20 protein-coding genes and 1 tRNA gene are annotated in these 21,559 nt (G+C 41.0%); 7 read left to right on the top strand and 14 right to left on the bottom strand.

Annotated features, from left to right (window positions below; translation table 11 throughout):
* Window positions 1-326: 326 nt before the first annotated feature.
* The 5 genes from MTTB_RS07755 to cfbD are packed head-to-tail and all read right to left on the bottom strand — an operon-like array spanning window position 327 to window position 4,782.
* Entirely contained in the window at window positions 327-755 is a 429-nt protein-coding gene (locus tag MTTB_RS07755; RefSeq protein ID WP_248564430.1) for a hypothetical protein, read from the bottom strand.
* Complete coding sequence (locus MTTB_RS07750) at window positions 745-2,100, bottom strand: AIR synthase-related protein (RefSeq protein WP_248564429.1); 1,356 nt, start codon at window positions 2,098-2,100, stop codon at window positions 745-747. Before MTTB_RS07750 ends, MTTB_RS07755 begins: the two co-directional genes overlap by 11 nt.
* 12 nt (window positions 2,101-2,112) lie before the next feature.
* Window positions 2,113-2,709: an imidazole glycerol phosphate synthase subunit HisH gene (gene hisH / locus MTTB_RS07745; protein WP_248564428.1), complete on the bottom strand. Its 597-nt coding sequence runs from the start codon at window positions 2,707-2,709 to the stop codon at window positions 2,113-2,115.
* Window positions 2,709-3,716: a sugar phosphate nucleotidyltransferase gene (locus MTTB_RS07740; protein ID WP_248564427.1), complete on the bottom strand. Its 1,008-nt coding sequence runs from the start codon at window positions 3,714-3,716 to the stop codon at window positions 2,709-2,711. The genes hisH and MTTB_RS07740 overlap by 1 nt, the downstream gene beginning before the upstream one ends.
* Entirely contained in the window at window positions 3,709-4,782 is a 1,074-nt protein-coding gene (gene cfbD / locus MTTB_RS07735; protein WP_248564426.1) for a Ni-sirohydrochlorin a,c-diamide reductive cyclase catalytic subunit, read from the bottom strand. Before cfbD ends, MTTB_RS07740 begins: the two co-directional genes overlap by 8 nt.
* A gap of 65 nt (window positions 4,783-4,847) precedes the next feature.
* Between cfbD and sfsA the strand changes: the two genes are divergently transcribed.
* Window positions 4,848-5,546: a DNA/RNA nuclease SfsA gene (gene sfsA / locus MTTB_RS07730; protein WP_248564425.1), complete on the top strand. Its 699-nt coding sequence runs from the start codon at window positions 4,848-4,850 to the stop codon at window positions 5,544-5,546.
* 98 nt (window positions 5,547-5,644) lie between these two features.
* On the opposite strand, the gene MTTB_RS07725 is transcribed toward sfsA, so the two are convergent.
* The 3 genes from MTTB_RS07725 to MTTB_RS07715 form a co-directional block, all read right to left on the bottom strand.
* Window positions 5,645-7,285 carry a pseudomurein-binding repeat-containing protein gene (locus MTTB_RS07725; RefSeq protein WP_248564424.1) on the bottom strand — a complete coding sequence of 547 codons (1,641 nt, stop codon included), beginning with the start codon at window positions 7,283-7,285 and terminating at the stop codon, window positions 5,645-5,647.
* 323 nt (window positions 7,286-7,608) lie between these two features.
* On the bottom strand, window positions 7,609-10,338 hold the full coding sequence (locus MTTB_RS07720) for a cation-translocating P-type ATPase (protein ID WP_248564423.1): 2,730 nt from the start codon (window positions 10,336-10,338) through the stop codon (window positions 7,609-7,611).
* Window positions 10,339-10,380: 42 nt separating this feature from the next.
* Window positions 10,381-11,568: a redox-regulated ATPase YchF gene (locus MTTB_RS07715; RefSeq protein WP_248564422.1), complete on the bottom strand. Its 1,188-nt coding sequence runs from the start codon at window positions 11,566-11,568 to the stop codon at window positions 10,381-10,383.
* 94 nt (window positions 11,569-11,662) lie between these two features.
* Here MTTB_RS07715 and MTTB_RS07710 point away from each other — a divergent pair, with 94 nt between their 5' ends.
* Entirely contained in the window at window positions 11,663-12,289 is a 627-nt protein-coding gene (locus MTTB_RS07710; protein ID WP_248564421.1) for a cobalt-precorrin-7 (C(5))-methyltransferase, read from the top strand.
* Between the two features lie 227 nt (window positions 12,290-12,516).
* On the opposite strand, the gene MTTB_RS07705 is transcribed toward MTTB_RS07710, so the two are convergent.
* Together MTTB_RS07705 and MTTB_RS07700 are read right to left on the bottom strand one after the other, a co-directional pair.
* On the bottom strand, window positions 12,517-13,674 hold the full coding sequence (locus MTTB_RS07705) for a site-2 protease family protein (RefSeq protein WP_248564420.1): 1,158 nt from the start codon (window positions 13,672-13,674) through the stop codon (window positions 12,517-12,519).
* A 15-nt stretch (window positions 13,675-13,689) separates the two neighbouring features.
* Window positions 13,690-14,904: a molybdopterin molybdotransferase MoeA gene (locus MTTB_RS07700; protein WP_248564419.1), complete on the bottom strand. Its 1,215-nt coding sequence runs from the start codon at window positions 14,902-14,904 to the stop codon at window positions 13,690-13,692.
* A 79-nt stretch (window positions 14,905-14,983) separates the two neighbouring features.
* On the opposite strand from MTTB_RS07700, the gene MTTB_RS08415 reads away from it, so the two are divergent.
* The 5 genes from MTTB_RS08415 (at window position 14,984) to MTTB_RS07680 (ending at window position 18,099) form a co-directional block, all read left to right on the top strand.
* Complete coding sequence (locus MTTB_RS08415; RefSeq protein WP_345894004.1) at window positions 14,984-15,160, top strand: ATP-binding cassette domain-containing protein; 177 nt, start codon at window positions 14,984-14,986, stop codon at window positions 15,158-15,160.
* 10 nt (window positions 15,161-15,170) lie between these two features.
* Window positions 15,171-15,887 carry an ABC transporter ATP-binding protein gene (locus tag MTTB_RS07695; RefSeq protein ID WP_345894003.1) on the top strand — a complete coding sequence of 239 codons (717 nt, stop codon included), beginning with the start codon at window positions 15,171-15,173 and terminating at the stop codon, window positions 15,885-15,887.
* A 122-nt stretch (window positions 15,888-16,009) separates the two neighbouring features.
* Complete coding sequence (locus MTTB_RS07690; protein ID WP_248564418.1) at window positions 16,010-16,177, top strand: hypothetical protein; 168 nt, start codon at window positions 16,010-16,012, stop codon at window positions 16,175-16,177.
* Window positions 16,178-16,223: 46 nt separating this feature from the next.
* Window positions 16,224-17,012, top strand: coding sequence for an ABC transporter permease (locus MTTB_RS07685; RefSeq protein WP_248564417.1), 789 nt, complete (start codon window positions 16,224-16,226; stop codon window positions 17,010-17,012).
* Window positions 16,975-18,099 carry an ABC transporter permease gene (locus MTTB_RS07680; protein ID WP_248564416.1) on the top strand — a complete coding sequence of 375 codons (1,125 nt, stop codon included), beginning with the start codon at window positions 16,975-16,977 and terminating at the stop codon, window positions 18,097-18,099. Before MTTB_RS07685 ends, MTTB_RS07680 begins: the two co-directional genes overlap by 38 nt.
* 23 nt (window positions 18,100-18,122) lie before the next feature.
* Here the strand turns inward: MTTB_RS07680 and glnA are convergent, their stop codons facing one another.
* From glnA to cbiQ, 4 genes are all read right to left on the bottom strand, one after another.
* Window positions 18,123-19,451 (bottom strand): type I glutamate--ammonia ligase, encoded by a 1,329-nt coding sequence (gene glnA, locus MTTB_RS07675; RefSeq protein WP_248564415.1) that lies wholly within the window; start codon window positions 19,449-19,451, stop codon window positions 18,123-18,125.
* Window positions 19,452-19,505: 54 nt separating this feature from the next.
* The gene (locus MTTB_RS07670) at window positions 19,506-20,258 is read right to left on the bottom strand and encodes a HesA/MoeB/ThiF family protein (RefSeq protein ID WP_248564414.1); all 753 of its coding nucleotides are present in this window, start codon (window positions 20,256-20,258) and stop codon (window positions 19,506-19,508) included.
* A 100-nt stretch (window positions 20,259-20,358) separates the two neighbouring features.
* Window positions 20,359-20,469: transfer RNA gene (locus MTTB_RS07665), tRNA-Met, on the bottom strand.
* Between the two features lie 269 nt (window positions 20,470-20,738).
* Window positions 20,739-21,527: a cobalt ECF transporter T component CbiQ gene (cbiQ, locus tag MTTB_RS07660; RefSeq protein ID WP_248564413.1), complete on the bottom strand. Its 789-nt coding sequence runs from the start codon at window positions 21,525-21,527 to the stop codon at window positions 20,739-20,741.
* Window positions 21,528-21,559 lie beyond the last annotated feature (32 nt).

Here is a 21,559-nt window from a genome sequence, read left to right as displayed (position 1 = left end):
GCTTTAACGACACTCAGTCTCCACAGGCGTAATTTTGGCCTGTCCAATGCTTAGGTCTACCAGCTCTTTTAGCTGACAGATAAATATTATTACTTAAAGCTCCTCATTTACGATTACATCGATTCAAAAATAAATATCTTACTATATAAAATAAAAAAAGTATTACTAGATTATATATGAGTTAAAAATAAAGTATGAGAAAATGGGGAATCAAGAATGATTTTTTACTAAGTTAAATTTATAACGTATGAATGGATACGAGCAGGTCTGTCGAAAACTTGGGGGATGATATCGTGGATAGGACAGTTTGTCCCATAATGGGGTCTTTACCAGACATATAATTGGAATGTGTAATTGTTATAGTTTCGGATGGCGGAATTTATATTATCTGCCTTTGACATTTCAGCATTTGAGGCTATCGTAACAGATTCTATGCCATTGTATGCTGTTAGATTATATTTTATGTTTGGGAATTTTGAATTTAAGAATTCGCTCGCTATCCTGTTAGCCTCTCTTATTGCTTCTTCACGGTTTTGATGGGAGTTAAGTTCGTGGCTGATCCTCTCAAGGACTGTGCCGTTTCCGGTGTCATAGCTTGCCATAAGATCTATGATGTCTCTGGCATGATAGTTTCTGTATTCTGATGGGGGGTAATGTTCCAATGTTAGGAAATGTGTTAGGGAGGCTGTAACTATGAGGAGTATGGTGAGTGCGATTATAGCATCTAGGGTGTATATGAAACCTTTATCTTCCACTTCGTATGGCCTCCACTACTTTCCTCTTTTTTTCTATGGCCTTGCTTGTTGCTTTTTCTACTCTTTTTTTCATTTTGTCGAAGTCTTCTGGTGTTTTTTCGCCTACTACTTTTTTTATCTTGGTATATGCTGCTTCTCTAAAGGCTGGTTCTAGTCTGGTTTCTCCGTCTTCGCTTATAAGAATGGGCTCCCCAGTATCTGTGACTTCGCCTATTTCATCTATTTTGACACCAGCCCCTTCTATTATGTCTTTGATGGTGTCTGAAACCTCCTTGGGTGCTATTATCATGAGTGAGTCGATTGAAACTCCTAGGGGGTCTATGTCAAGTCTTCTGAGCATTTTAAGGACTTTTGGGTTTATCATGGCCATGATTTTATCCTCGTAGAATTCTAGGCCCACTCCGGTGGTTGATGAGATTTCATGGGCGTCCCCTCGTAGCCCCCCATTGGTGACGTCTGTCATGGCGTGGATTTCTCCTAGTATGTTGGCTTCCATTAGGGCTTCTGAGGCTTTTATGAAATTTATGTCCATTGTCTCCCATACTACGTCGAATAGTCCATGATAGATTGCGGTGGTTGTTATGGTACCTCCACCGGACCCTTCTGTTAATAGTATGGTGTCTCCTGGTTCTGCTCTTTTTCTGGCGGTTGGTGGGTGTTCTGATACTCCTATAGCCCCCACGGCACTTACTAGTCGGTCGCCCAGTACCATGTCTCCACCGACGCGTAGTGTGCTCCCAGCGACGATGGGGACATTTACGAGTTCTGAGACAGCCGCAACACCTGCTGTGAAATCTAATAGTTTGCCCAGGTCACCGTCATCTGCGAGGTGTAGGTCGCTTAGTATGGCGAGTGGCTTGGAGCCCATGACGCAGACGTCTCTTAGGGCTGCTCTTGTAACATGGAATCCGCCCAGGAAGGGGTATTCGCTGAGACGTGAGTGTATACCATCAACTGCAGTTGTAATATAGACTGTGTCTTTTTTTATGGGTGTTTTCACAACTCCCCCGTCATCTTGGGCTGTTGGTGTTATATATGCTCTGGTGTTTGTGCTCGCGACTATATCTGCTATTTTCCGGTGCACGAAGAAGTCACCAGCCCCCCTGGAGCCTACTCCCATTTCGCCCATGCTTATTTTTGTCTTGGGGAACTTTATAATCTCTTTGAGGAAGTTGTCTTCTTCTTTTTCTATTTTGAGGGTGTGGTTAACTTCTTCTATAACAGCTTCTGCTAATTTCAGGGCCGTTCCTTTATCAACATCTTTGAATTCTAGTATGCGCTCTGCTAGGATCTCCTTTAATCCTTTCTGGTTTATGTTGCGTCTTGCAAATCCTTCTATGTCCATATTTGATCACTTCTATTTTGAGAATTCGATGAAATTATGGAGTATTTTTAGGCCAGCTTTCCCACTTTTCTCTGGGTGGAATTGTGTGGCGAATATGTTATCTTTCCATAAAACTGCGACCATTTTTATGTGATAGTCTGCTGTGGCTGCTATAACATTCTTTTCTTTTGGTTTGGCATGATATGAGTGGACGAAGTAGAAGTATTCGTCTTCTAGGCCTTCTAGGATTGGGCAGTTATTTGTTATGTTTAGTTGATTCCAGCCCATGTGGGGTACTTTTCCGAGGGCTGGTATCCTCGTAACTTCCCCTGGTATTATGTTCAATCCTTGGATGTTAGGGCTTTCTTCACTTTTTGTGAGTAGGAGTTGTAGTCCTAGGCAGATGCCCAGGAATGGTTTATCAGCTTCTATGTGTTTTATTATTGTGTTTTTGTAATTTTTGAGGTTTTTCATGGCTTTGCCGAACGCCCCTACTCCTGGGAGTAGTATGGTGTCTGCCTTTTTTATTTCCTTTTTGTCCTTTGTTATCTTTACTTGGCTTCCTACTTTTGTGAGGGCGTTTTTTATGCTTCTTAGGTTTCCGCTGCCGTAGTCTATTATTGTTATCATTACCATCGTTCGTAGAAGTCTTTTATTCTTATGGTGTCCTTGGGGTGGGGTGTTGAGACTTCTTGTAGTAGGGTGTTTTCCATTGCTACTATGGAGTGTGGGGTTTTTGGTTTGATGCGTATGGTGTCGTTTTTGCTGAAGTATTCTTTTTTGTCTTCGAATTGGATGTATCCTGAGCCTTTTATTATGTACATTGTTTCATCTTTTTTCTTGTGGTAGTGGAATGATGTTCTGTAATCTTCTTTTATGAATAGTTCTTTTGTGAGGTATTTTTCTGTGTTTATGAGGATTTTCTCATAACCCCATGGTTTGTCTGTTCTGTTTTTGTATTCTTTTCTTATCTCTTCGAGTTCCTTTGAGGTGTCAATGGCCATCCAGAATAGTCCATCTTCTTTGTAGAAGCCGAGTTTGTTCTCTTTAGCCATCATTGGGAAGACCGTCTTTTCTATGTCCCCTGTTTCGAAGTCTCCGAAGTCTATTGGTTCTTTGGCGAAGTATACTCCCGCGTTTATATAATAGTCTAGTAGTGGTTTTTCTTTGAAGTCAGTTATTTTATCCCCGCTTATCTCTACTATACCATAGGGTGATCTCATCTTTATTATGAATATTAGCAGGGGATAATTGGATTTTTCGCCCAAGCGAACCATTTTTTTCAAATTTAAGTCTGCGACCACGTCACCATTTCTTATAACACATTGTTTGTCATCATCTATTGCTTCCATGCCTAATCTTATGGCGTTTAATGTCCCTAGGGGTTCATCCTCCTTTACATATTCTATCTTCAAGCCCTTGTATTCGTTACCATAGCGTTCCTCGATCTTTTCACTAAGGAAACCCGTTAAAAGGTATACCTTGTTTATATCGGCACTTTTAAAATCGAATAATTGTTTATCAAGTATGGTGTAACCTTTTTTTATTTCTATGAGGGGTTTTGGTATTTTGTCTGTGAGGGGTTTTAGGCGTTTGCCGAATCCCCCGCAGAGTATCATGCCCACGGTTCTAGCCATTCTGGATCACCTTCATATTCTTTCTTATACTTTCACCAAACTCTGATTGGACTATATTATCTACTCCTAGGGTTTTGGCATGGGCGTCAAGTTCCGCGATAACATAATCATATCCTAGTTCCTTTAAAGGTTTGACGAGTCTCGGACCATCGGTCACTGCTACTGATCTTATATTCAGTTTTTCAATTGGGACTGCATGTGGCACTCCACTTATAACAGCAAACTCAACATTTTCTTCTTTGAGGATTTCCCCTACTCTTTTCCCGGTTATGGGGTATTCGTCTAGTCCCCCTGTGAGATAATCGATTTTAATCCCATTTTTTTCAAGTTCAGATTTTATATTCTTTGCATGTTTTCTTATCCTGGGAAGTCCAATATCATCCTGGAGGTTAGCTATTACTAGGGGATGAAGGTTTAGTTGAGGTAGTTTTAGTATGTCGGCGAAGAGGTAAGCTGTCTCTTTTTTCGCATTTAACACCATAGCAACCCTTTCATTATCCTTGAGACTTTTTAGAAGTTCAAGGGCCACTTTATCCTTATCGTCGCCTGATGATGGTTTTATGTATTCTCCCCGTGCCATCCCTCGTGTCTTTTCTATCTCAGTAGCCTTTTTAAGCATCCTTATCTGTCTTTCAGCCTCCTCCCAGGTTATCAGACCGGATTTGGAGGCCTCTTCTAATACGATTATAGCCCCTTCTGTGTTATCTCCTTCACCAAATCCCCCATGCGATTCTACTGTAAGCACCTCCGCGGATATGTTAGCCTCCTGAACAGCCTCTTTAAGGTCTTCGCCTATTATCATGCTTGCACAGGTTCCCACAACCCCTACGAGTTTTGGGGAGAACATCTTCTCCACTTTTTTCAGAGTCTCTTCCAGTTTCTCATGCGCTCCGAATATGAAGTCATTTTCAGACATTCCTGTGGTTAGAACCCTAACACCATCATTTTCAAGGAGTCTAGCAGTTCTAAAGCAACATCCTGTAGGCCCATGTATGACTATCACATCAACGTCAAGGTCCCTGAGTGTATAAAGGGATGCTGCTATTGGACTAGGTCTGGGATGCAATCACTTCCACCTCAATCTATTTTCCCCATTATATACTTTGGGGGGGTCTGTAAATATTATAGAGTATGAAAATAAAAAATCTTATCCTAGCAAATTTTGTTGGGAGGCCTAACCGTTTCACAGTAGTGGTTGAGAGGGATGGTTATAAATTTAGAGCCCATCTGAGAGACCCTGGGAGATTGGAGGATCTTCTTAATCGGGGGAATAAATTACTTTTAAAGCATATCCGGGCTGGTAGAAATCGTAAGACGTGTTTTGATGTTATAGCCACCTTTAAGGATGGTGAATGGGTTCTTATAAATTCCGGTTTACATAATAGCATAGCCATGGAGATCATAGGATCTCGGTTTGTCAAAGAATTAGAAGGTTATAAGGTGATTAAAAGAGAATATAAGTTTGGTGAGAGCAGATTAGATTTCCTTTTAGGCCGTGATGGGGAAAAAATGCTCCTGGAGGTTAAAGGCTGCACGCTTTTAAAGGGTGATAGGGCATTATTCCCAGATGCCCCTACCAGTCGGGGTAAACGCCACCTTGAGGAACTGATGAAAGCAACGGAATTAGGATTTAAAAGTTCGATACTATTTCTAATATTCAGGAGAGGGGCTAGGATATTTTCCCCAAACTATGATATAGACCAAAGGTTCGCGAAAACCCTTAAAGAATCCTCTGAGAAGGGTGTTATAATCATACCAGTCACCTTTAAAACTAGATTAAATAAAGATTTTATAATAAAACCTGGAAAGAGGATAAAAACAATCCTATAGGTTCTTTAAAAAATTAATAAGTGGTAGGGGCTTTTATGGTTGCATAACCTGATAAAATCCCCTCTCTTAGATGAGCTTGTGGTGTTCTTGGCAGTAAACTAAGAATTCTGGATTACCTTCGCGAGCCATGCTATCATCTGAACAACCATCTGAGGGATTCTTGGACTTAATTCTGGATGAGGTCCGCATAGTATAACCCTGCCAGAACCATAGGTATCTGCCACGGCAGCAATATACCCCTTGTATCCTGTTTTATTATCGGCATAGGTGGCGAGGCTGGTTGCTGTCCCCACAGTATACATTGCAGCTCCGTTGCAATGACAGATTGTCTGGGTTCCGCTGAGGCCTAAAATTTTCTCTCCAGCAGATGTGATAGAGATGCTCAGATCACCTTCATAGTATACAGCCTTACATCGTACATCTGCAAGTCCCCAACCATCATAGTATCCGTCAACTCCTATTGAGGCTGCATATGCACCTGCACATATTCCAAGGTATCCTCCACCATTACTTACGAATGATTTGATCGCCGAGGCGCTGATATTTGGGTTCCTCAGATAGCTTAGACCAGAAGTACCACCAGGCATCACTAGAACGTCATAGGATGCAAGGATACTCGAAGTTATAACAGTACTCGTAGCATAGGTGAACTTCACACCATTGAGTGTAACAATATCTAGACAATATTTTATACCATTCACACAATTTGTTGAAGCATCATAGCCACTGTAAATTAACACCCTGACTTCCCTTATATTATTCGGGTCTGCACTGCCAAGATTTTTTATTGTCACGGAGTTTGGTAGTCTCTGGTTTTCGTTGTAGAAGTTTATTATCCTTGCGTAGGCGTAAATTAGGCTCTGGTAGTTTACTCGGCCGATTGTTGTGGTGGCGTAGTTTGGTGAGCGTTGGTATGTTTCCATGTATTTTTTGATGTTTTGTGCTGTTTGTAGGTATGTTGTTTTTGTGAGTGTTCCGGTTGCTGTGGTCTTTAATGGATCTGTTGGTGGTTTATAATTATTGATAGGTATGCTTGTTTTTTGGTTGGTGTTTAGGTTTATTGTTGTGGTTGTTGCTGCGTAGAGGTAGTCGTCTAGTGTTATGTTTTTGTTGTTTACTGTGACCTGAGATGGTATTTTACCATTTTGATTTACATAACTTGCTATTACCTTGGAAATAGTGGATATTTCATTGTATGATAACTGGGGTGTTGGTGTGTTTGGTATGGTGGTGATTTTCACATTTTTTATTGTCACGGAGTTTGGTAGTCTCTGGTTTTCGTTGTAGAAGTTTATTATCCTTGCGTAGGCGTAAATTAGGCTCTGGTAGTTTACTCGGCCGATTGTTGTGGTGGCGTAGTTTGGTGAGCGTTGGTATGTTTCCATGTATTTTTTGATGTTTTGTGCTGTTTGTAGGTATGTTGTTTTTGTGAGTGTTCCGGTTGCTGTGGTCTTTAATGGATCTGTTGGTGGTTTATAATTATTGATAGGTATGCTTGTTTTTTGGTTGGTGTTTAGGTTTATTGTTGTGGTTGTTGCTGCGTAGAGGTAGTCGTCTAGTGTTATGTTTTTGTTGTTTACTGTGACCTGAGATGGTATTGTGCCTGTTTTTGATGCTTGATCAGCTATTATCTTCGAGGCGTCGGATATTTCATTGTATGTTAACTGAGCCGCCGAGGCGCTGCCAGTTAATACTAGGATTAATGCCAGGAAAACACCAAGATATAATGCTTTTTTCATGGTAACACCATAATCCCCCTATAAAACAAAACAAGTATATAAAGGTTACTGTTTTCTAGGGGTTTTTTGGCTGAAAAAAGTTGAAATGATCTTTTCTCAGACCATTTAAAAGAAAATATGGCTAAAATAGAAAATGCGACAAGCAAAAAGCATTTATAAAAATCTCTAATAAACTTTCATATACTCTTTGATACTCTTATAACGAATATCTTATAACCTTAAATTCCCATTTTATATAATATTTCTTAATTGTTGCTATTTTTGTTATTGGATGACTTTTGAAGCTAAAACGGACATGGGGAACATCCTAGAAGGTTGATCTTTCATAATCTGAAGTGTCTGAAAACTGCTTTTCGGAGTTCATCTGCTAGGAAAACTATAGGCACGAATGATAATAGGTACAACCATTCATTGAATCCTAGGGGTGCGGTTCCAAAGATAGGCTGAAGTTGAGGCAGATAGACTATGGAGAATAGTATTATAAGCTCGAATAGTATCCCCCAGATTATCCAACGATTCTTGAATAATCCTATTTCAAAAACTGATGATTTCGTGGTCTGGCATGTTAAGATGTTACCTACTTGGGCCATTACTATACCCGCGAACACCATTGTAGTGGCTTTAAGATACAATGGATCTGTGAAGGCTAAATGTTCTCCTAGTGTCCAGCCACCATTGTAGAGCACCCAGAAGTAGCCTGACATTACAAGGATGGCTTCTATAATCCCAATGAACAAGTATCCGCGGAGTATAATTGGGAGGTTTAGCAGTCGTTCATGTGGTGGTCTTGGGGGTTTATCCATAACATCAGCTTCTGGGGGGCTTCTGCCAAGGGCTAGTGCGGGTAGTGTGTCTGTTCCGAGGTCTATTGCAAGTATTTGCATTACTGTAATTGGGAGTGGTATTCCGAGGAAGACCATAAGGATGAATGGCACTATCTCGGCGGTTTCATGTGAAAAAATGTATGTTATAAATTTTCTAATATTCTCATAGATGGTGCGTCCCTCTTTAACCGCTTTTACGATTGTGGCGAAGTTATCATCTATGAGCACCATATCTGCGGCCTCTTTGGCCACGTCGGTTCCGCTTCCCATTGCAACGCCTATATCTGCTTTTTTGAGGGCTGGGGCGTCGTTAATCCCGTCTCCTGTCATGGCTACTACTTCTTCTTCGCCTTCTAGGACCTTTGCTATGCGCATTTTATGTTCTGGGACTGTTCTTGCGAATATTATGTTATTTTCTCTTTTTAAGATATTTTTAAGTTCATCGTCTGATAGTTTGTCCAATTCTTTCCCTTTTATTATCTGATAGTTTTCATCAGGTATTATCCCTATTTCTTTTGCTATTGCTGCTGCTGTCAGACCATAGTCGCCGGTTATCATGATTATGCGGATACCTGCCCTTTGACATTCTTTAACTGCTTCTTTAACGTTTTCGCGTGGAGGGTCTTGGAGTGCTGTCATCCCAACTAATATAAGATCTTTTTCGATATTATCCGGTTTGTAATCTTCTAGTTGGTTTGGAAGGTCTCTATAGGCCATTGCAAGCATTCTGAAGCCTTGGGATGCGATTTCGTCATGTATTTGTAGTATTTCTTTTCTTTTTTCTCTGGTTAGGGGTTCTGGTTTCCCATCGACTGATATCCATTTGGAGAGTGATATTATCCTTTTTGGGGCTCCTTTGACATATGCAACCTTTTTATGGGGTTTCTGGTGTATTGAAGTCATCATTTTCCTCTTAGAGTCGAATGGGAGCTCTGTTATCCTTGGGATCTTCTTCATTTCTTGGTCGCGGTCGAACCCTATCTTCTTCGCGGCTACTAGTAATGCAGCTTCTGTAGGATCTCCTATGATCTGCCATCCACTATTATCGTCTGGTGGTATTAGTTTGGCGTCGTTACAGAATGATGCTGCCCTCATAAGCAGTTTTATTTCGCGTATATCCTTGTGTGTGAGTGACTTTTTATCCCATATAAATTCTCCTTTTGGCTCGTAGCCGGTTCCTGTTACATCGATTATCTTGTAGGGTATCCATACTTTGCGTACTGTCATCTCGTTGCGGGTTAATGTGCCTGTTTTATCTGTGCATATGATGGTTGTGGAGCCTAGGGTTTCGACACTGGATAATCTTTTTATGAGGGCGTTATCCTTCACCATTTTACGGGCGGATGTTGCAAGGGATAGTGTAACTGTTGGCAGCAACCCTTCTGGTACGTTAGCCACCATTAGGCCAATTGCAAAAATAAATGCTAGGTTAGGTGGTAATTTTATAATGTAGAGGTTGACGAGGAATAGTATTATGCCCATGAGGATTGCGATGATTGCTATTATCCTTGCAACATTTGCTATTTGTTTTTGTAGGGGGCTTGGTTCTTCTTTAACTTCTTGTGTTAGTTCGGCTATTTTGCTAAATTCTGTATTTTCACCGGTGTGGTATACTATTGCTTTGCCCGAACCTGAGGTTATGCTTGTACCTGCGAATACCAGGTTGGGTGTTTCAACATAATTGTCATATTTTTTTATTGGATGGGATACTTTCCTTACTGGTTTGGATTCTCCGGTTAGTGTTGAATTGTCAACTTTTAGTTCATGTGCTTCGATGAGCCTTGCATCTGCTGGTACATTATCCCCTTCTTCTAGTATTAGAAGGTCTCCTGGGACGATATTCTCTGCTAATATTTCGATTTCTTCCCCGTCCCTTATAACCTTCGCCTTTGAGGGTAGGATGCTCTTAAGGGCCTCAGCTGCCTTTTCGGCTTCATATTCTTGCCAGAAGCTGAAAATGGCATTGAGGATGATAACGGCGATTATGGCGATCCCTAGTTGGGGGGTGCCTGATATAAAAGCAAGGGAACTGGCAGCCCATAAAATCAAGGCTAGGATATTGTATAGATTTTCTAGGAAATTGAATATGATGGGTTTCTTTTTAACTTCTTTTAATTTGTTGGGTCCGTATTCCTTTAGGCGTCTTTCAGCTTCTGGATGACTTAGGCCATTTTTTGTTGTTTTTAATTTTTTGGGGACTTCTCCTTCAGGTAATTGATATATTTTCATATTTATACTTGAAATGCAGTTTTTAGCCTAGAGTGTGGGGTTTTATCTACATATTATGGTGATTATATCTCCGTGTTGAAGTTTGTAGTCTGATGCTACTCTCATTTTTTTTCTGGCATCTACTGCGTGCATGAAGGAATCTCCTATTTCGGTGTGTATGAGATATGCTAGGTCACGTGGCTTCGAGCCTCTGGGGATGAGGAATGCATCTGGTAGTATGTTACCTTGTTTGTCTGATAGTTTGTGTTCATCCTCTACTGGGTAGACTACTATCATATCGAGTAGATCGAACACCGCCCTATTGAGGGCTTCTTGTACGCCTGTGTTACCATAAACTTTTAGGACATTTTCTCTTATGTATTCAAGTGCGTTTAATTGTTTCTTGGTGAGTTCACCCTCATCTAAGACCTTGAAATCATCATCACCCGGCTTGTAATCTATTAAACCCGCATTAGCGGCTCTTTTCAATGCTAATTCGGCCTCTGCGGATGCTGGGACAACATTGGGGTACCTTTCTTTTAATCTTTTTATGTTCTCCTTTGCGGTTGGTAGATCGGCCTTATTTGCGACTATAAGACCGGGCTTCGCGACTTTAAGAAGCTCATCTATGAATAATAATAAGTCCTCGTTATCCCAGGATTGATAATCTTTTTCAAGTTTTCTTGAAGCTTCGATGATATCCTCAACACTCACACCTATGCCTGAAAATTGTTCATGGATTATCTTAGCCATGTCAATCTTCTCAGAGGCTGCTTTTCTAAGTAGTCGATCCCAATTCCTACCTATTATACCATAAAGCCACATTAAAATCTCTTTTTCGAGAAATTCAACATCATTGATGGGATCATAGCTTCCAGGTTCTACTGGTCTTCCTTCCTCATCAGTGGAGCCGGAAGCGTCCACCACATGGAGAAAAACCCGGGCCTGTCTCAGATCATCAAGAAATTTATTCCCAAGTCCCCTACCTTTATGGGCTCCTGGCACGAGACCGGCAACATCTATAAGTTCAACGGGTATGAAACGAACACCATCCTCACAAATAGAATTTTTAGGATTACACTTCATTTTAAATTCCCTACAGGGACACTGTGAAGTTACATATGCTATCCCCCTATTCGAATCTATGGTAGTAAAGGGGTATGATGCAACATCAGCCTTTGAAAGAGTGGCCGCATTAAAAAACGAAGACTTACCCACATTAGGTTTCCCTGTAATTCCAATCTCTATCATCATATCACACCAGCTAAAAACCCATAACCTCTACTATAATATATTGCTAAGATATAAAAAATTAGGTATAAAAAAAGCTAGGAGGATCCTTTTATTGGTGTTATATATTGTAGGTGCCGGGCCAGGATCGCCAGATTTTGTCACACCAGCAGCGCGAAGGGCCGTTAAAAAATCCGATCTAATAGTTGGAAGTGGAAGAGTTTTGGAATTATTTGAGGGAGGGGGTGAAAGGATAGTATTTAGTGGCGAAAATGTGAGGGAAAAACTGGAAGAGGCTGTTAAGAGGGCTGCTATGGGTGAAACGGTGTCGATAGTCTCAACGGGCGACCCTGGCTTTTCAGGGGTTTTGAAGCCAGTGAATGAGATCATCAGAAAATTTAATATAAATGTGGATGTCCAGGTTATCCCAGGTGTTAGTTCGATCCAATTGTGCGCAGCTCGACTGCTGCTCCCATGGAACCAAGCAAACATCCTAACATTACACGGTAGAAAAAACACTGAAATACTCAGGATTATTAACAATGGGAAGCCCACCATACTTCTACCCTCAAAGAATCCCAGTGAAACAGCCTCTTTCCTAATAGACAATGGTGTGGATCCCCAGAGGAAAGTGGCGGTATGTGAAAGACTGAGTTACCCGGATGAACGTGTCATGAAAATGAAACTAGAAGATGTTAAAAATTCAAAATTTAGTTATATGTGTGTCATGGTAATCTACTAGAAAATCCCCCAAGTATTTTGGTCTCATTTCTAGCTCTTTGGTGGCCAGATTACATATGCCTATTTTGGTTGGATCAATTTTCCTGGTTAACTTTCCAGGGGTGTGAATTTTAAATATGGTGGTTGTTGGCTACTCGACCATTACCTTGAAATGGTGAAGATGGACTACTCAGCGTAAATAGGACTAACCATCAATGACAAAATATTAAATCAGGGGGTTCGCGTTTTTTAGAACATTAGTAGTATGCCGCGACCAGTACCCCATATTATACTAATTGCCAATATAAGGATTACGAATACTGACACAGAACTTACAATATGATCTACTATATTGTTGGGTAGTTTGGATTTTAAAAGTTCTTCGAACATTAGGCCTCCGTCTAATGGCTTTGCAGGTAGGAGATTAACAGTTCCCACTGCAAAGTTTAGAATTGAAATCCAGAAGAACAGGTCCTGGAGGTATAGGAGTAAGCTGGGGATTTTATTCCCCCATATTGATTTTATCGGCTCTTTCACTTCTAGGTTGTTGGTGCTTCTTATACCAATATAGGCTTTGCTTGCATTATTTGGATTTTTTGAAGTCTTTAGATGGAAGACGCCCTGGTCTGTTTCTATCGTTATAACCTCTCCAATCTTTATATCCTTCAGCGCCTTCTCATAATTGGTTATGCTGTTGGTTGGTTTGCCATTGATGCTCTTTATCACCATACCATCTTTTAGCATGTGACTGGCTGGGCTGCCGGGTACTACGCTCTTTATTTGCACGCCATCTGTTTCGAAGGTTGAGGGGACGGCATATGATGCAATACCCACGAATACTAGTAAGCATAGGAATGCTATTATAAGGTTTGCGATGGATCCTGCTGCATATATTCTCAGCCTTGGGAGCCTCTTTAACCTTTTAATGTCATCTTCGTCGGGTTCCACGAAGGCCCCGGGTATTATCGCCAGTAAGAGCAAGCCTATTGATTTTATTTTCACCCCTTCAACCCTTGCTAGTATTCCATGTGCGAATTCGTGCGCTACTATCACGATTATGAGTCCTATAAGCCCATATGCTAATGGGACGAATAATGGACTTCCTGGGATATCCACCCCTGGGACGATCAAGGACGCTTGTGGTTGCACGAAAATGTCCTTAAGGGATGCTATGATCGCATATAACATGTAGAACATGAAAAAGAAGGCTATGGGGATGCCTATGTTCACGCTCCACTTCCAGAATCTGGAGTGCCTCTGGGCTATCCTATCGATAAAACCTCTCATCCTCTTGGTTTTTCTCATTAGGATGGGCCCATAGACTTCGATCTTTAATCTTTCTCTGAATAATAAGGCTAGCGTCCATATGAGTACGAAGACGATCCCATAGAATAGTAGGATATTCATCTGTTTTACACCCTTTTAGATTTTGAAGGAATCGAATAATATTACATTACATTTTGAGTTTTTATCTATTCCTTCGGTATTTTCTTCTATCACGATGTAACTGTTTGATTTGACCATAGATTTTATGACCCCCGAGCCACTTATAAGTATTGATTCTGCTATTTTATCATCTGTAAATGCGCGTATGTAATCTGTCCGTCCAAGCCTAGATGGGGTTTTACGTTGACATATCCTCTCAACCAGCTCATGTTCATAATTGATATTTTGCATCCTCAGGAGATAATACCTTACGAATATGTCAAATTGTACCATGGCAGCCACTGGATACCCTGAGAGCATGAACACGGGTTTATCTTCTATTAGGCCAAATGCTAATGGTTTCCCGGGTCTTATGGCAACCCCATGGAAGATGATCTGGCCAAGCTTGTCAACTGTATCCACTACGATATCGCCTTTGCTAATGGCGGTTCCACCAGTTGTTATTATCATATCATATCCTCTGATGGCCTCTTCTATCTTCTCCTTTAATATTTTGGGGTTGTCTGGTGAATGTTCGACTGTGGGTGATGCCTTAGCACTTTCAACAAGTGCTTTGAGGGAATACTTGTTGGAATTTATTATCTTTCCCGGTCCCGGTTTTGTCCCGGGTTCTATGAGTTCATCGCCTGTGATGATAATCTTAACCCTCGGTTTCTTGTAAACTTTTATGGTGTTGTAGCCTGCTGATGCTGTGATTGCAAGCTCTTGGGGGCGCATCACAGTCCCGGGTTCCAGTATGGTTTCACCTGCTTTTATATCCTCTCCTTTTGGTGCGATGTTTTCACCTGGACTGGTGGGTTGTAAAACTTCGATTTCATTCCCTTCTTGGTTGGTGTATTCTTCCATGATCACGGCATCCGCACCTTCTGGTATGGGGGCGCCGGTAGCTATTTTAATGGCTTCACCATTTCTAACTTTAACATTTGAAACATTGCCTGCGCTGATTGCATCTATAACCTTTAATTTGATGGGGTTATCTGCTCTGGCCTGGAATGTGTCCTCGGCTTTTATGGCGTATCCGTCCATGGCAGCCTTATCAAATGGTGGTGAATCCAACTTTGAGGTTAACCTTCTAGAGTTTACACGACCATGGGCATTGATAAGATCGATGGTCTCTTCACTGGTGAGCTTTTGATTCTCGTCCAATAATTTGAAGGCTTCTTTCACTGGTAAGAGTTCGCTTATGAACATGAAGGTTCACCTACCCTTTATATTTTTTTATGATTCCTATGAGAGATATAATTTTAGGCGAGAATTTTCTGGTGTAGATATGATAGAAGTGGAATCTCTTAGAAAAACTTTTGGGAAGATAATAGCATTGGATGATATCAGTTTCCATGTGGATGATGGCGAATTACTAGGTATTATAGGCCCTAATGGGGCTGGTAAGACAACAGCCATCAGGATAATTGCTTGTATTCTGCACCCGGATGGGGGGGGAGGTTAGGGTGGCTGGGATGGATGTTACGAGGGATCCTATTAGGGTTAAGTCTATGATAGGCTATCTGCCAGAGGAGCCTAACCTTTATGAACGGTTCACGGCAAGGGATCTTCTCAGGTATTTTGGGGAATTATATGAGGTTCCAGGGGATATTCTTGATAATAGGATCGATGAACTCTTGGAACTTGTGGGCATGGAGGAGCGGGCGGCTGACCCGATAAACACTTTCTCTAAGGGGCTTAGACAGCGTATTGGGATAGCTAGGGCGCTTATACATGATCCTCCTATTCTTATATTGGATGAGCCCACAATGGGCCTTGATCCTGCCACCGCAGCCTCTATAAGGGAATTTATAAGGGAACTTAAGGGTGATAAGACCATGATACTCTGCACCCATTACATGGAAGAAGCTGAGTACCTCTGTGACAGGGTCGCTATTTTAAATCAGGGTCGCATATTAGATGTGGGAACACCCCAAGAGCTCAAGTCGAAGATAAAGGGTGATCTTACTTTGGAGGTGGATCTTATCGATCCTAGTATAGTTGACCTAAACCTTCTAAGAATTGGTGGTGTGAAGAATGTAAGATTGGATGGGAATAGGCTCGAGATTTCACTCAAGGATAGGAGTATTATCCCCGCTATTATAAGGAACTTGGGGGAGAATGTTTATTCTGTGAATACAAGGGAAACTAGCTTGGATGATGTTTTTATAGAGATGGTTAAGGGCTCATGATGTGGACTATAACAAGATGGGAAATCAAAAGCACGTTTAAAAGTCGTAAGTTCCTCTTCATCTTCATATTCCAGATGGTCACCTTGCTCTTGATAATTTTCATTTTTAATGGTGTGCTTCAGATGATGAACACAACTGAGGAGGTCACGTTAACCCCTTCACTTAATGAATTCGCATACTTAGATGTTAATGACCCTTCTGGGATCATCAAAGATGAGATCAACCCTAAGGCAGTCATGATACACCCCACAACCGCAAGATCCCCAAGGGGGGGTTCATTGCTCCTATAATACATTACCATTGAATGCGAGCTTATTCTTGGATTATTCAACTCCCATGAGGAACATTATAAAAAAGGAGGTGGAAAGTGCGGTTGAGGTATCCTCAAGGAAAATAACCGATCAGATCATAGCATCAATGGAAAGGGAACAGCCCAATGTTAAAGAAGAAGCTGTGGGGGAATCACTACCATTAAAGCTTGTGAATAAGGTTATGGTCGCGATACTCCTCATCCTACCCTTGTTCATGTTCGGGAATCTTATCATCGACAGTATCGTGGGGGAAAAGGAAAGAAAAACTGGAGAATCACTTATTGCAATGCCAATCCCTAGGAGTCACATCATCTTGGGAAAATCTCTCGCGGTCATGGTGATAATGGCCATCCAATTATTTATATGGATGATAATAATATGGGGTTGGTTCAAGATTCCTAATGCTCCCATTGTATATTTGGTTCTTCTCTTAACAGCATTCCCGGTTGTGGGCCTTACAAGTTTAGTGGCTGTTTATTCAAAAAATTACAAGGAGGCGGGGATAGGTATAACATTGACCTATATAATAATTATAGGTTTTCTTATAGTACCTGCCCTTGCATATATTTCCCAGAAGAGTGGTATGGGCCCATTGATCCTCATAATAAAGTTTCTCAGTTCAGAAAATATAACAATATATGATATAGTATCAACGGTTTCTGGGTTAGTTTTTAGTAGTTTAATTTTTCATGCTTTGGCGGTGTGGCTTTTCGAAAGGGATGATATAGTATTCGGTCCCCGTCCAGGGGTTCTAAGGTTATTGAGGGGAGTTATTTATGAAATTGGTGGCATTATCAAGAAAGGAAGCGTATGATATCCTCACAAATAGGGTGTATGTATTTCTTGTGATCGTGCAGGTTATAATACTCCTTGGGAGTTTCGCCCTTGCAAGTGTAAGTTCGGTTGCATTAGACCCTGAATTAATAGATAAGTGGGGTGGGGGCCAATTCTTAAAGGTTGGAGTGCCCGAGGATATAAGGGGGACAATCCTTGAAAAGAATTTGAAGGAAGAAAACCTAAAACTTGTATATTATAGTGATCTTCAAGGGGCGAATAGGGCTCTTGGTTTGGAAACATCAGCTACTGTATATCTTATGGGGGATGGTGATGTTGGAGTTAATATAGATGCTGGGAGCATATTCTATACTATATTATCTGAGAAGATAAGAAGGGCTTCTGAGTCTTATAATATAGAGAGGAGTCTTGGTGATCTCCCAAGTGGGGAAATAGACAAGGTTAAGGAGCCTATCAGGCTTAGTATAGTTGAGGTGAACAAGGATAAGGGGGTTGAGGTTGCCATTGAAAGTCTGTATTTTGTTGGGATAATGTATGGTTTTATGGTGCCTTTTATACTTTTTTTACCCTTTTTCCTTGGGAGTAATATTGTTACTGATAGTATTGTTGGGGAGAAGGAGAGGAAGACTTTTGAGGTGCTTCTGATGACACCCTTATCATCTTATATGATAATACTTGGTAAGATAATCCCCATAGTTTTATTCTCTGTTTTACAGAGTTTGGCGTGGATCCTAGTCTTGTACTTGCTCCATGTACCCTTATATAATCTGCCATTGATTGTTTTATTGCTTTTTTTCATGGCTCTTGGTTTTGCTGGTGTTGGTGTGTTCGTTTCGAGTCTTGTTGACAGTACGAAGGAGGCTAATTCCGCGATAACCATCATACTCTTCATTGCAACGTTTATACTTTTTGTGCCACTTTTTATGGATGTGGATTTCCTGGGACAGTTTATAGATTTTATACCGAGTGTGGTTTTGGTGAAACTTTCAACTAGCCAATCCCCTGGGGGTGTTATCGTGGATATGCTGCCTTCATTGCTATTTTCCATTTTAGTGTTTGTATTTTCCACTTTTTCATTTAAGAGGGAGGGTCTGATAAGATTATAAAAAAAGGAAAGGATTTGGGGTTTTTAGATGTTGAGGTATTTTTCTATTTCGTATTTGAATACTTGGATTCTGTATTCGTCCCATTCTTTATGTTTTATTTCCATGAATTTCTCATAGATGTGTTCTCCGATGGCTGATTTTATGACTTCGTCTTCTTCAAGTGCATGGTATGCTTCCCATAGACTTGATGGTAGGGTTTTTATACCAATTTCTTCAATTTCTTTCATGCTTAGTTTGAATACGTCGAATTCAACGGGTTCTCCAGGGTCTATCTTATTTTTCACACCGTCCATTCCAGCTTCCAACATTGCGGCGAATGCAAGGTAGGGGTTGCAGGATGGGTCGGGTGCTCTGAATTCAACTCTGGTCCCCTTTCCACGGGATGCGGGTACTCTTATAAGTGTTGACCGGTTTTTGAAACCATAGGCAATGTAAACAGGAGCTTCATACCCTGGGACTAGTCTCTTATATGAGTTCACTGTTGGTGCGCATATTGCGGATAATGCTCTTGAATGCTCTAGGAGCCCCCCTATAAAGTACATTGCAGTCTCTGATAACTGTGTGGGGGTGTCAGGATCATAGAATATGTTTTTACCATCTTTGAAGAGTGATTGGTGGCAGTGCATGCCGCTTCCATTTTCTCCGAAGAATGGTTTTGGCATGAAGGTTACAAGGTAACCCATCTTATCCACTATCGCCTTTATAGCCTGCTTAAATGTTATAACAGCATCAGCAGTCTTTAAGGCGTTGTCGAATTTGAAGTCGATCTCGTGTTGTCCTGGGGCCACTTCGTGGTGGCTTACTTCAATGTCAAAGCCTAGGGTTTCAAGGTCCATTACTAGTTTTCTTCTGAAGTCTGTTCCCTGGTCTATTGGTTCAACGTCGAAGTATGCGCCTGTGTCAAGTGGTATTATGTTCCCGTTATCGTCATAGTCGAGGATGAAAAATTCTGGTTCAGGCCCCACATTATATTCATATCCTAGTTTTTCGTATTTTGATAGGACTCTTTTTAGGACGTATCTTGGATCGCCTTCGAATGGTTTTCCATCTGGCCAGTATACGTCGCATATGAATCTGCACACGCCTTTTTCTTCTGGTCTCCAGGGTAGTGTGGAGAATGTTTCTGGTTCTGGTTTTACCACGAGGTCGCTTTCGTTTATATCCACGAATCCTTCGATTGAGGATCCGTCGAATAGTATGCCCTCTTTTATTATGTCTTCTATTTGGTCTGGTCTCATGAGGGGTATGGCCATGTTTTTTGCGGCCCCGTGTATGTCCACGAATTGTAGTCTGACGAATTTTATGTCGCATTCGTTTATCTTTTCTATGATTTTTTCGATTTTATCGTCCATAGAATACCTCCATTGACCGGAAGTATATTTCCTTCTAGTGGTATATATAGTTTGCTATAATTCCACAATCTTAAATGGATCATCCTTTAAAAGGTCAAAGGTTAAAAGCTTAGGAGCCCATATAACACTACCCTTACCTGTTAAAAGCTTTAAAGCCTCAAATGATTCTATACAACCAACAATATTCGGCGCAGGCCCCATAACCGGGGGAATCTCACTTTCTAGACGCTGGAGTTTCTCTTTAACCTCACTTGTTAATCTAAGACCCTTTGAGGGTAATTTAAAAACTTCCTCATAGGATGGTGTCCCATCCCCAAATACGGTCACTTGGCCCATTGAAGCATGCACAGCACCATGTATAAATGGTATCTTTGATCTTCTACACTCCCTACTAACTATAACCCTGAATATGATGTTGTCCATGGCATCAATCACAACATCGTTACCTTCTATGATCGTGCCGGCATTCTCCTCATTAATTTCACAATTAAAGGTCTTGGTTTCTATGAAGGGGTTTATTTTCCATATCCTTTCCCGGGTAACGGCCACCTTTGGCTTCCCAATATTGTGAAAATCGCTCATCAGTTGCCTGTTAATATTAGATATGTTGAATGTGTCCTTATCCACAAGGGATAGAGAGCCCACACCCATTCTAGCTAGCATTTCAACAGCGGCGCCACCGATACCTCCACATCCAATTACTGCAACCTTACCTTTCTTTAGTTTTAACTGTTCATCTTTTTTCAGAAAACCCATCTGTCTGGTTATTATCTCCCAATAGGTTAAGCCTTCATATCTTCTCGGCATCTATGCCACCCTAGCCTCCCCCCAAAAGGGGGGAATCTTTCTAAGATTATGGGATCCTTTTAGGTCTATAAAAGAATTACTAAATATTGTTTTTAATTTATGCCGGGGGCGGGATTCGAACCCGCGACCTCACGGTATCCCAGGTAAGGGTTAGAGCAATATTATCTTATCCCTATGAGCCGTGCGCTCTAACCAGCTGAGCCACCCCGGCTTTGCCTACAAGTAAAATCAGTCCCCCAGGCAGAAAAGTACTCGTTGGGAATTGGCACACCCTTGAACCACCAACATTGATGAAAGCGGTTTTTTATCATCAAAGGACTCTGAGGATCGTGCAGGCTCTGAAGGCCCTCCTATCGACTCTTAGAATCATTTGAGGGGTGACAGGTCATACTATCATTTTTCATGTTATAAATATTTTTCGGCACACATAGATTAGAGTGCTATGGACTCTTTTTTATGGGATGCAAACTCCCACAACTTTTATACTAGATTGAAGTTTTGGATGTAGTAGAGTACTATTATGAAGGCTATATTTAGGGTCATGAATAGGATGTCAGCTCTTTTTAGTGGAGTTTTTTCATGGTACATTTGGCTTTCTTGGGAGTATCCGCGACTTAGCATACTTAGGTATGTTTTTTCGCCTTGTTCATAGGCGCGTAGGAATATCATTGCAATGGTTTCCCCGATCTTTCTTAGTCTCCATGAGTATCCAGTGTTCTTGTTCCATATATCGAAGCATCTGGTCTTCTGGGCGTTTTTTATCCTCTCTAGTTCATCATAGAAAAAGAACAGGTACCTTATAGTTAGGCTCAGGAGCATGATAAATGTATGTGGTATCCCAATTCTCCTCATTGAATTTGTAAGTTCCTGCATGGGTGTTGTTGAAGAGAGTAATATTATGGCTGTTATACTCACGGTTATCTTTGCAAATAATAGTATCCCGAATAGGAGTCCTTGCATTGTCACATGAACTCCAAGGGGTCCTGTACAGATGATGTCACCAGCTCTTATGAATAATTGGAATAGGGCTATGAAGCCGCCGAATGGTAAGATCAGAAATAGCCTCTTTAATGTATAAGATAGTGGTATCCTAGAAACTGATAATAAAAATAGGAGATAGGCCTCCATTATAAAGAGTATTAAAAGATTTGAGGTGCTCACTGCATAGACTATTATGATTAGACTTATTATTATCTTTATGCGCCCATCAAGATGATGGATGGGACTTTCCTTCAAGGTTTCTCTTTCTATGCTTAAAAGATCTTCCATAAAAAACCCTCAAAAAAATATAGAAGAAGTGG

Source organism: Methanothermobacter tenebrarum (genome assembly GCF_023167465.1).
In the GTDB taxonomy this organism is placed as follows: domain Archaea; phylum Methanobacteriota; class Methanobacteria; order Methanobacteriales; family DSM-23052; genus Methanothermobacter_A; species Methanothermobacter_A tenebrarum.
The sequence above is the reverse complement of the archived record's forward strand: the minus strand, read 5'-3'. Positions and strand labels throughout refer to the sequence as shown.

Coding starts and splice junctions, on each gene's coding strand:
- MTTB_RS07750 (WP_248564429.1), bottom strand. CDS start 2,100: ATGGACATAGAAGGATTTGCAAGACGCAACATAAACCAGAAAGGATTA.
- hisH (WP_248564428.1), bottom strand. CDS start 2,709: ATGATAACAATAATAGACTACGGCAGCGGAAACCTAAGAAGCATAAAA.
- MTTB_RS07740 (WP_248564427.1), bottom strand. CDS start 3,716: ATGGCTAGAACCGTGGGCATGATACTCTGCGGGGGATTCGGCAAACGC.
- sfsA (WP_248564425.1), top strand. CDS start 4,848: ATGAAAATAAAAAATCTTATCCTAGCAAATTTTGTTGGGAGGCCTAAC.
- MTTB_RS07725 (WP_248564424.1), bottom strand. CDS start 7,285: ATGAAAAAAGCATTATATCTTGGTGTTTTCCTGGCATTAATCCTAGTA.
- MTTB_RS07720 (WP_248564423.1), bottom strand. CDS start 10,338: ATGAAAATATATCAATTACCTGAAGGAGAAGTCCCCAAAAAATTAAAA.
- MTTB_RS07715 (WP_248564422.1), bottom strand. CDS start 11,568: ATGATAGAGATTGGAATTACAGGGAAACCTAATGTGGGTAAGTCTTCG.
- MTTB_RS07705 (WP_248564420.1), bottom strand. CDS start 13,674: ATGAATATCCTACTATTCTATGGGATCGTCTTCGTACTCATATGGACG.
- MTTB_RS07700 (WP_248564419.1), bottom strand. CDS start 14,904: ATGTTCATAAGCGAACTCTTACCAGTGAAAGAAGCCTTCAAATTATTG.
- MTTB_RS08415 (WP_345894004.1), top strand. CDS start 14,984: ATGATAGAAGTGGAATCTCTTAGAAAAACTTTTGGGAAGATAATAGCA.
- MTTB_RS07695 (WP_345894003.1), top strand. CDS start 15,171: ATGGATGTTACGAGGGATCCTATTAGGGTTAAGTCTATGATAGGCTAT.
- MTTB_RS07690 (WP_248564418.1), top strand. CDS start 16,010: ATGATGAACACAACTGAGGAGGTCACGTTAACCCCTTCACTTAATGAA.
- MTTB_RS07685 (WP_248564417.1), top strand. CDS start 16,224: ATGAGGAACATTATAAAAAAGGAGGTGGAAAGTGCGGTTGAGGTATCC.
- MTTB_RS07680 (WP_248564416.1), top strand. CDS start 16,975: ATGAAATTGGTGGCATTATCAAGAAAGGAAGCGTATGATATCCTCACA.
- glnA (WP_248564415.1), bottom strand. CDS start 19,451: ATGGACGATAAAATCGAAAAAATCATAGAAAAGATAAACGAATGCGAC.
- MTTB_RS07670 (WP_248564414.1), bottom strand. CDS start 20,258: ATGCCGAGAAGATATGAAGGCTTAACCTATTGGGAGATAATAACCAGA.
- cbiQ (WP_248564413.1), bottom strand. CDS start 21,527: ATGGAAGATCTTTTAAGCATAGAAAGAGAAACCTTGAAGGAAAGTCCC.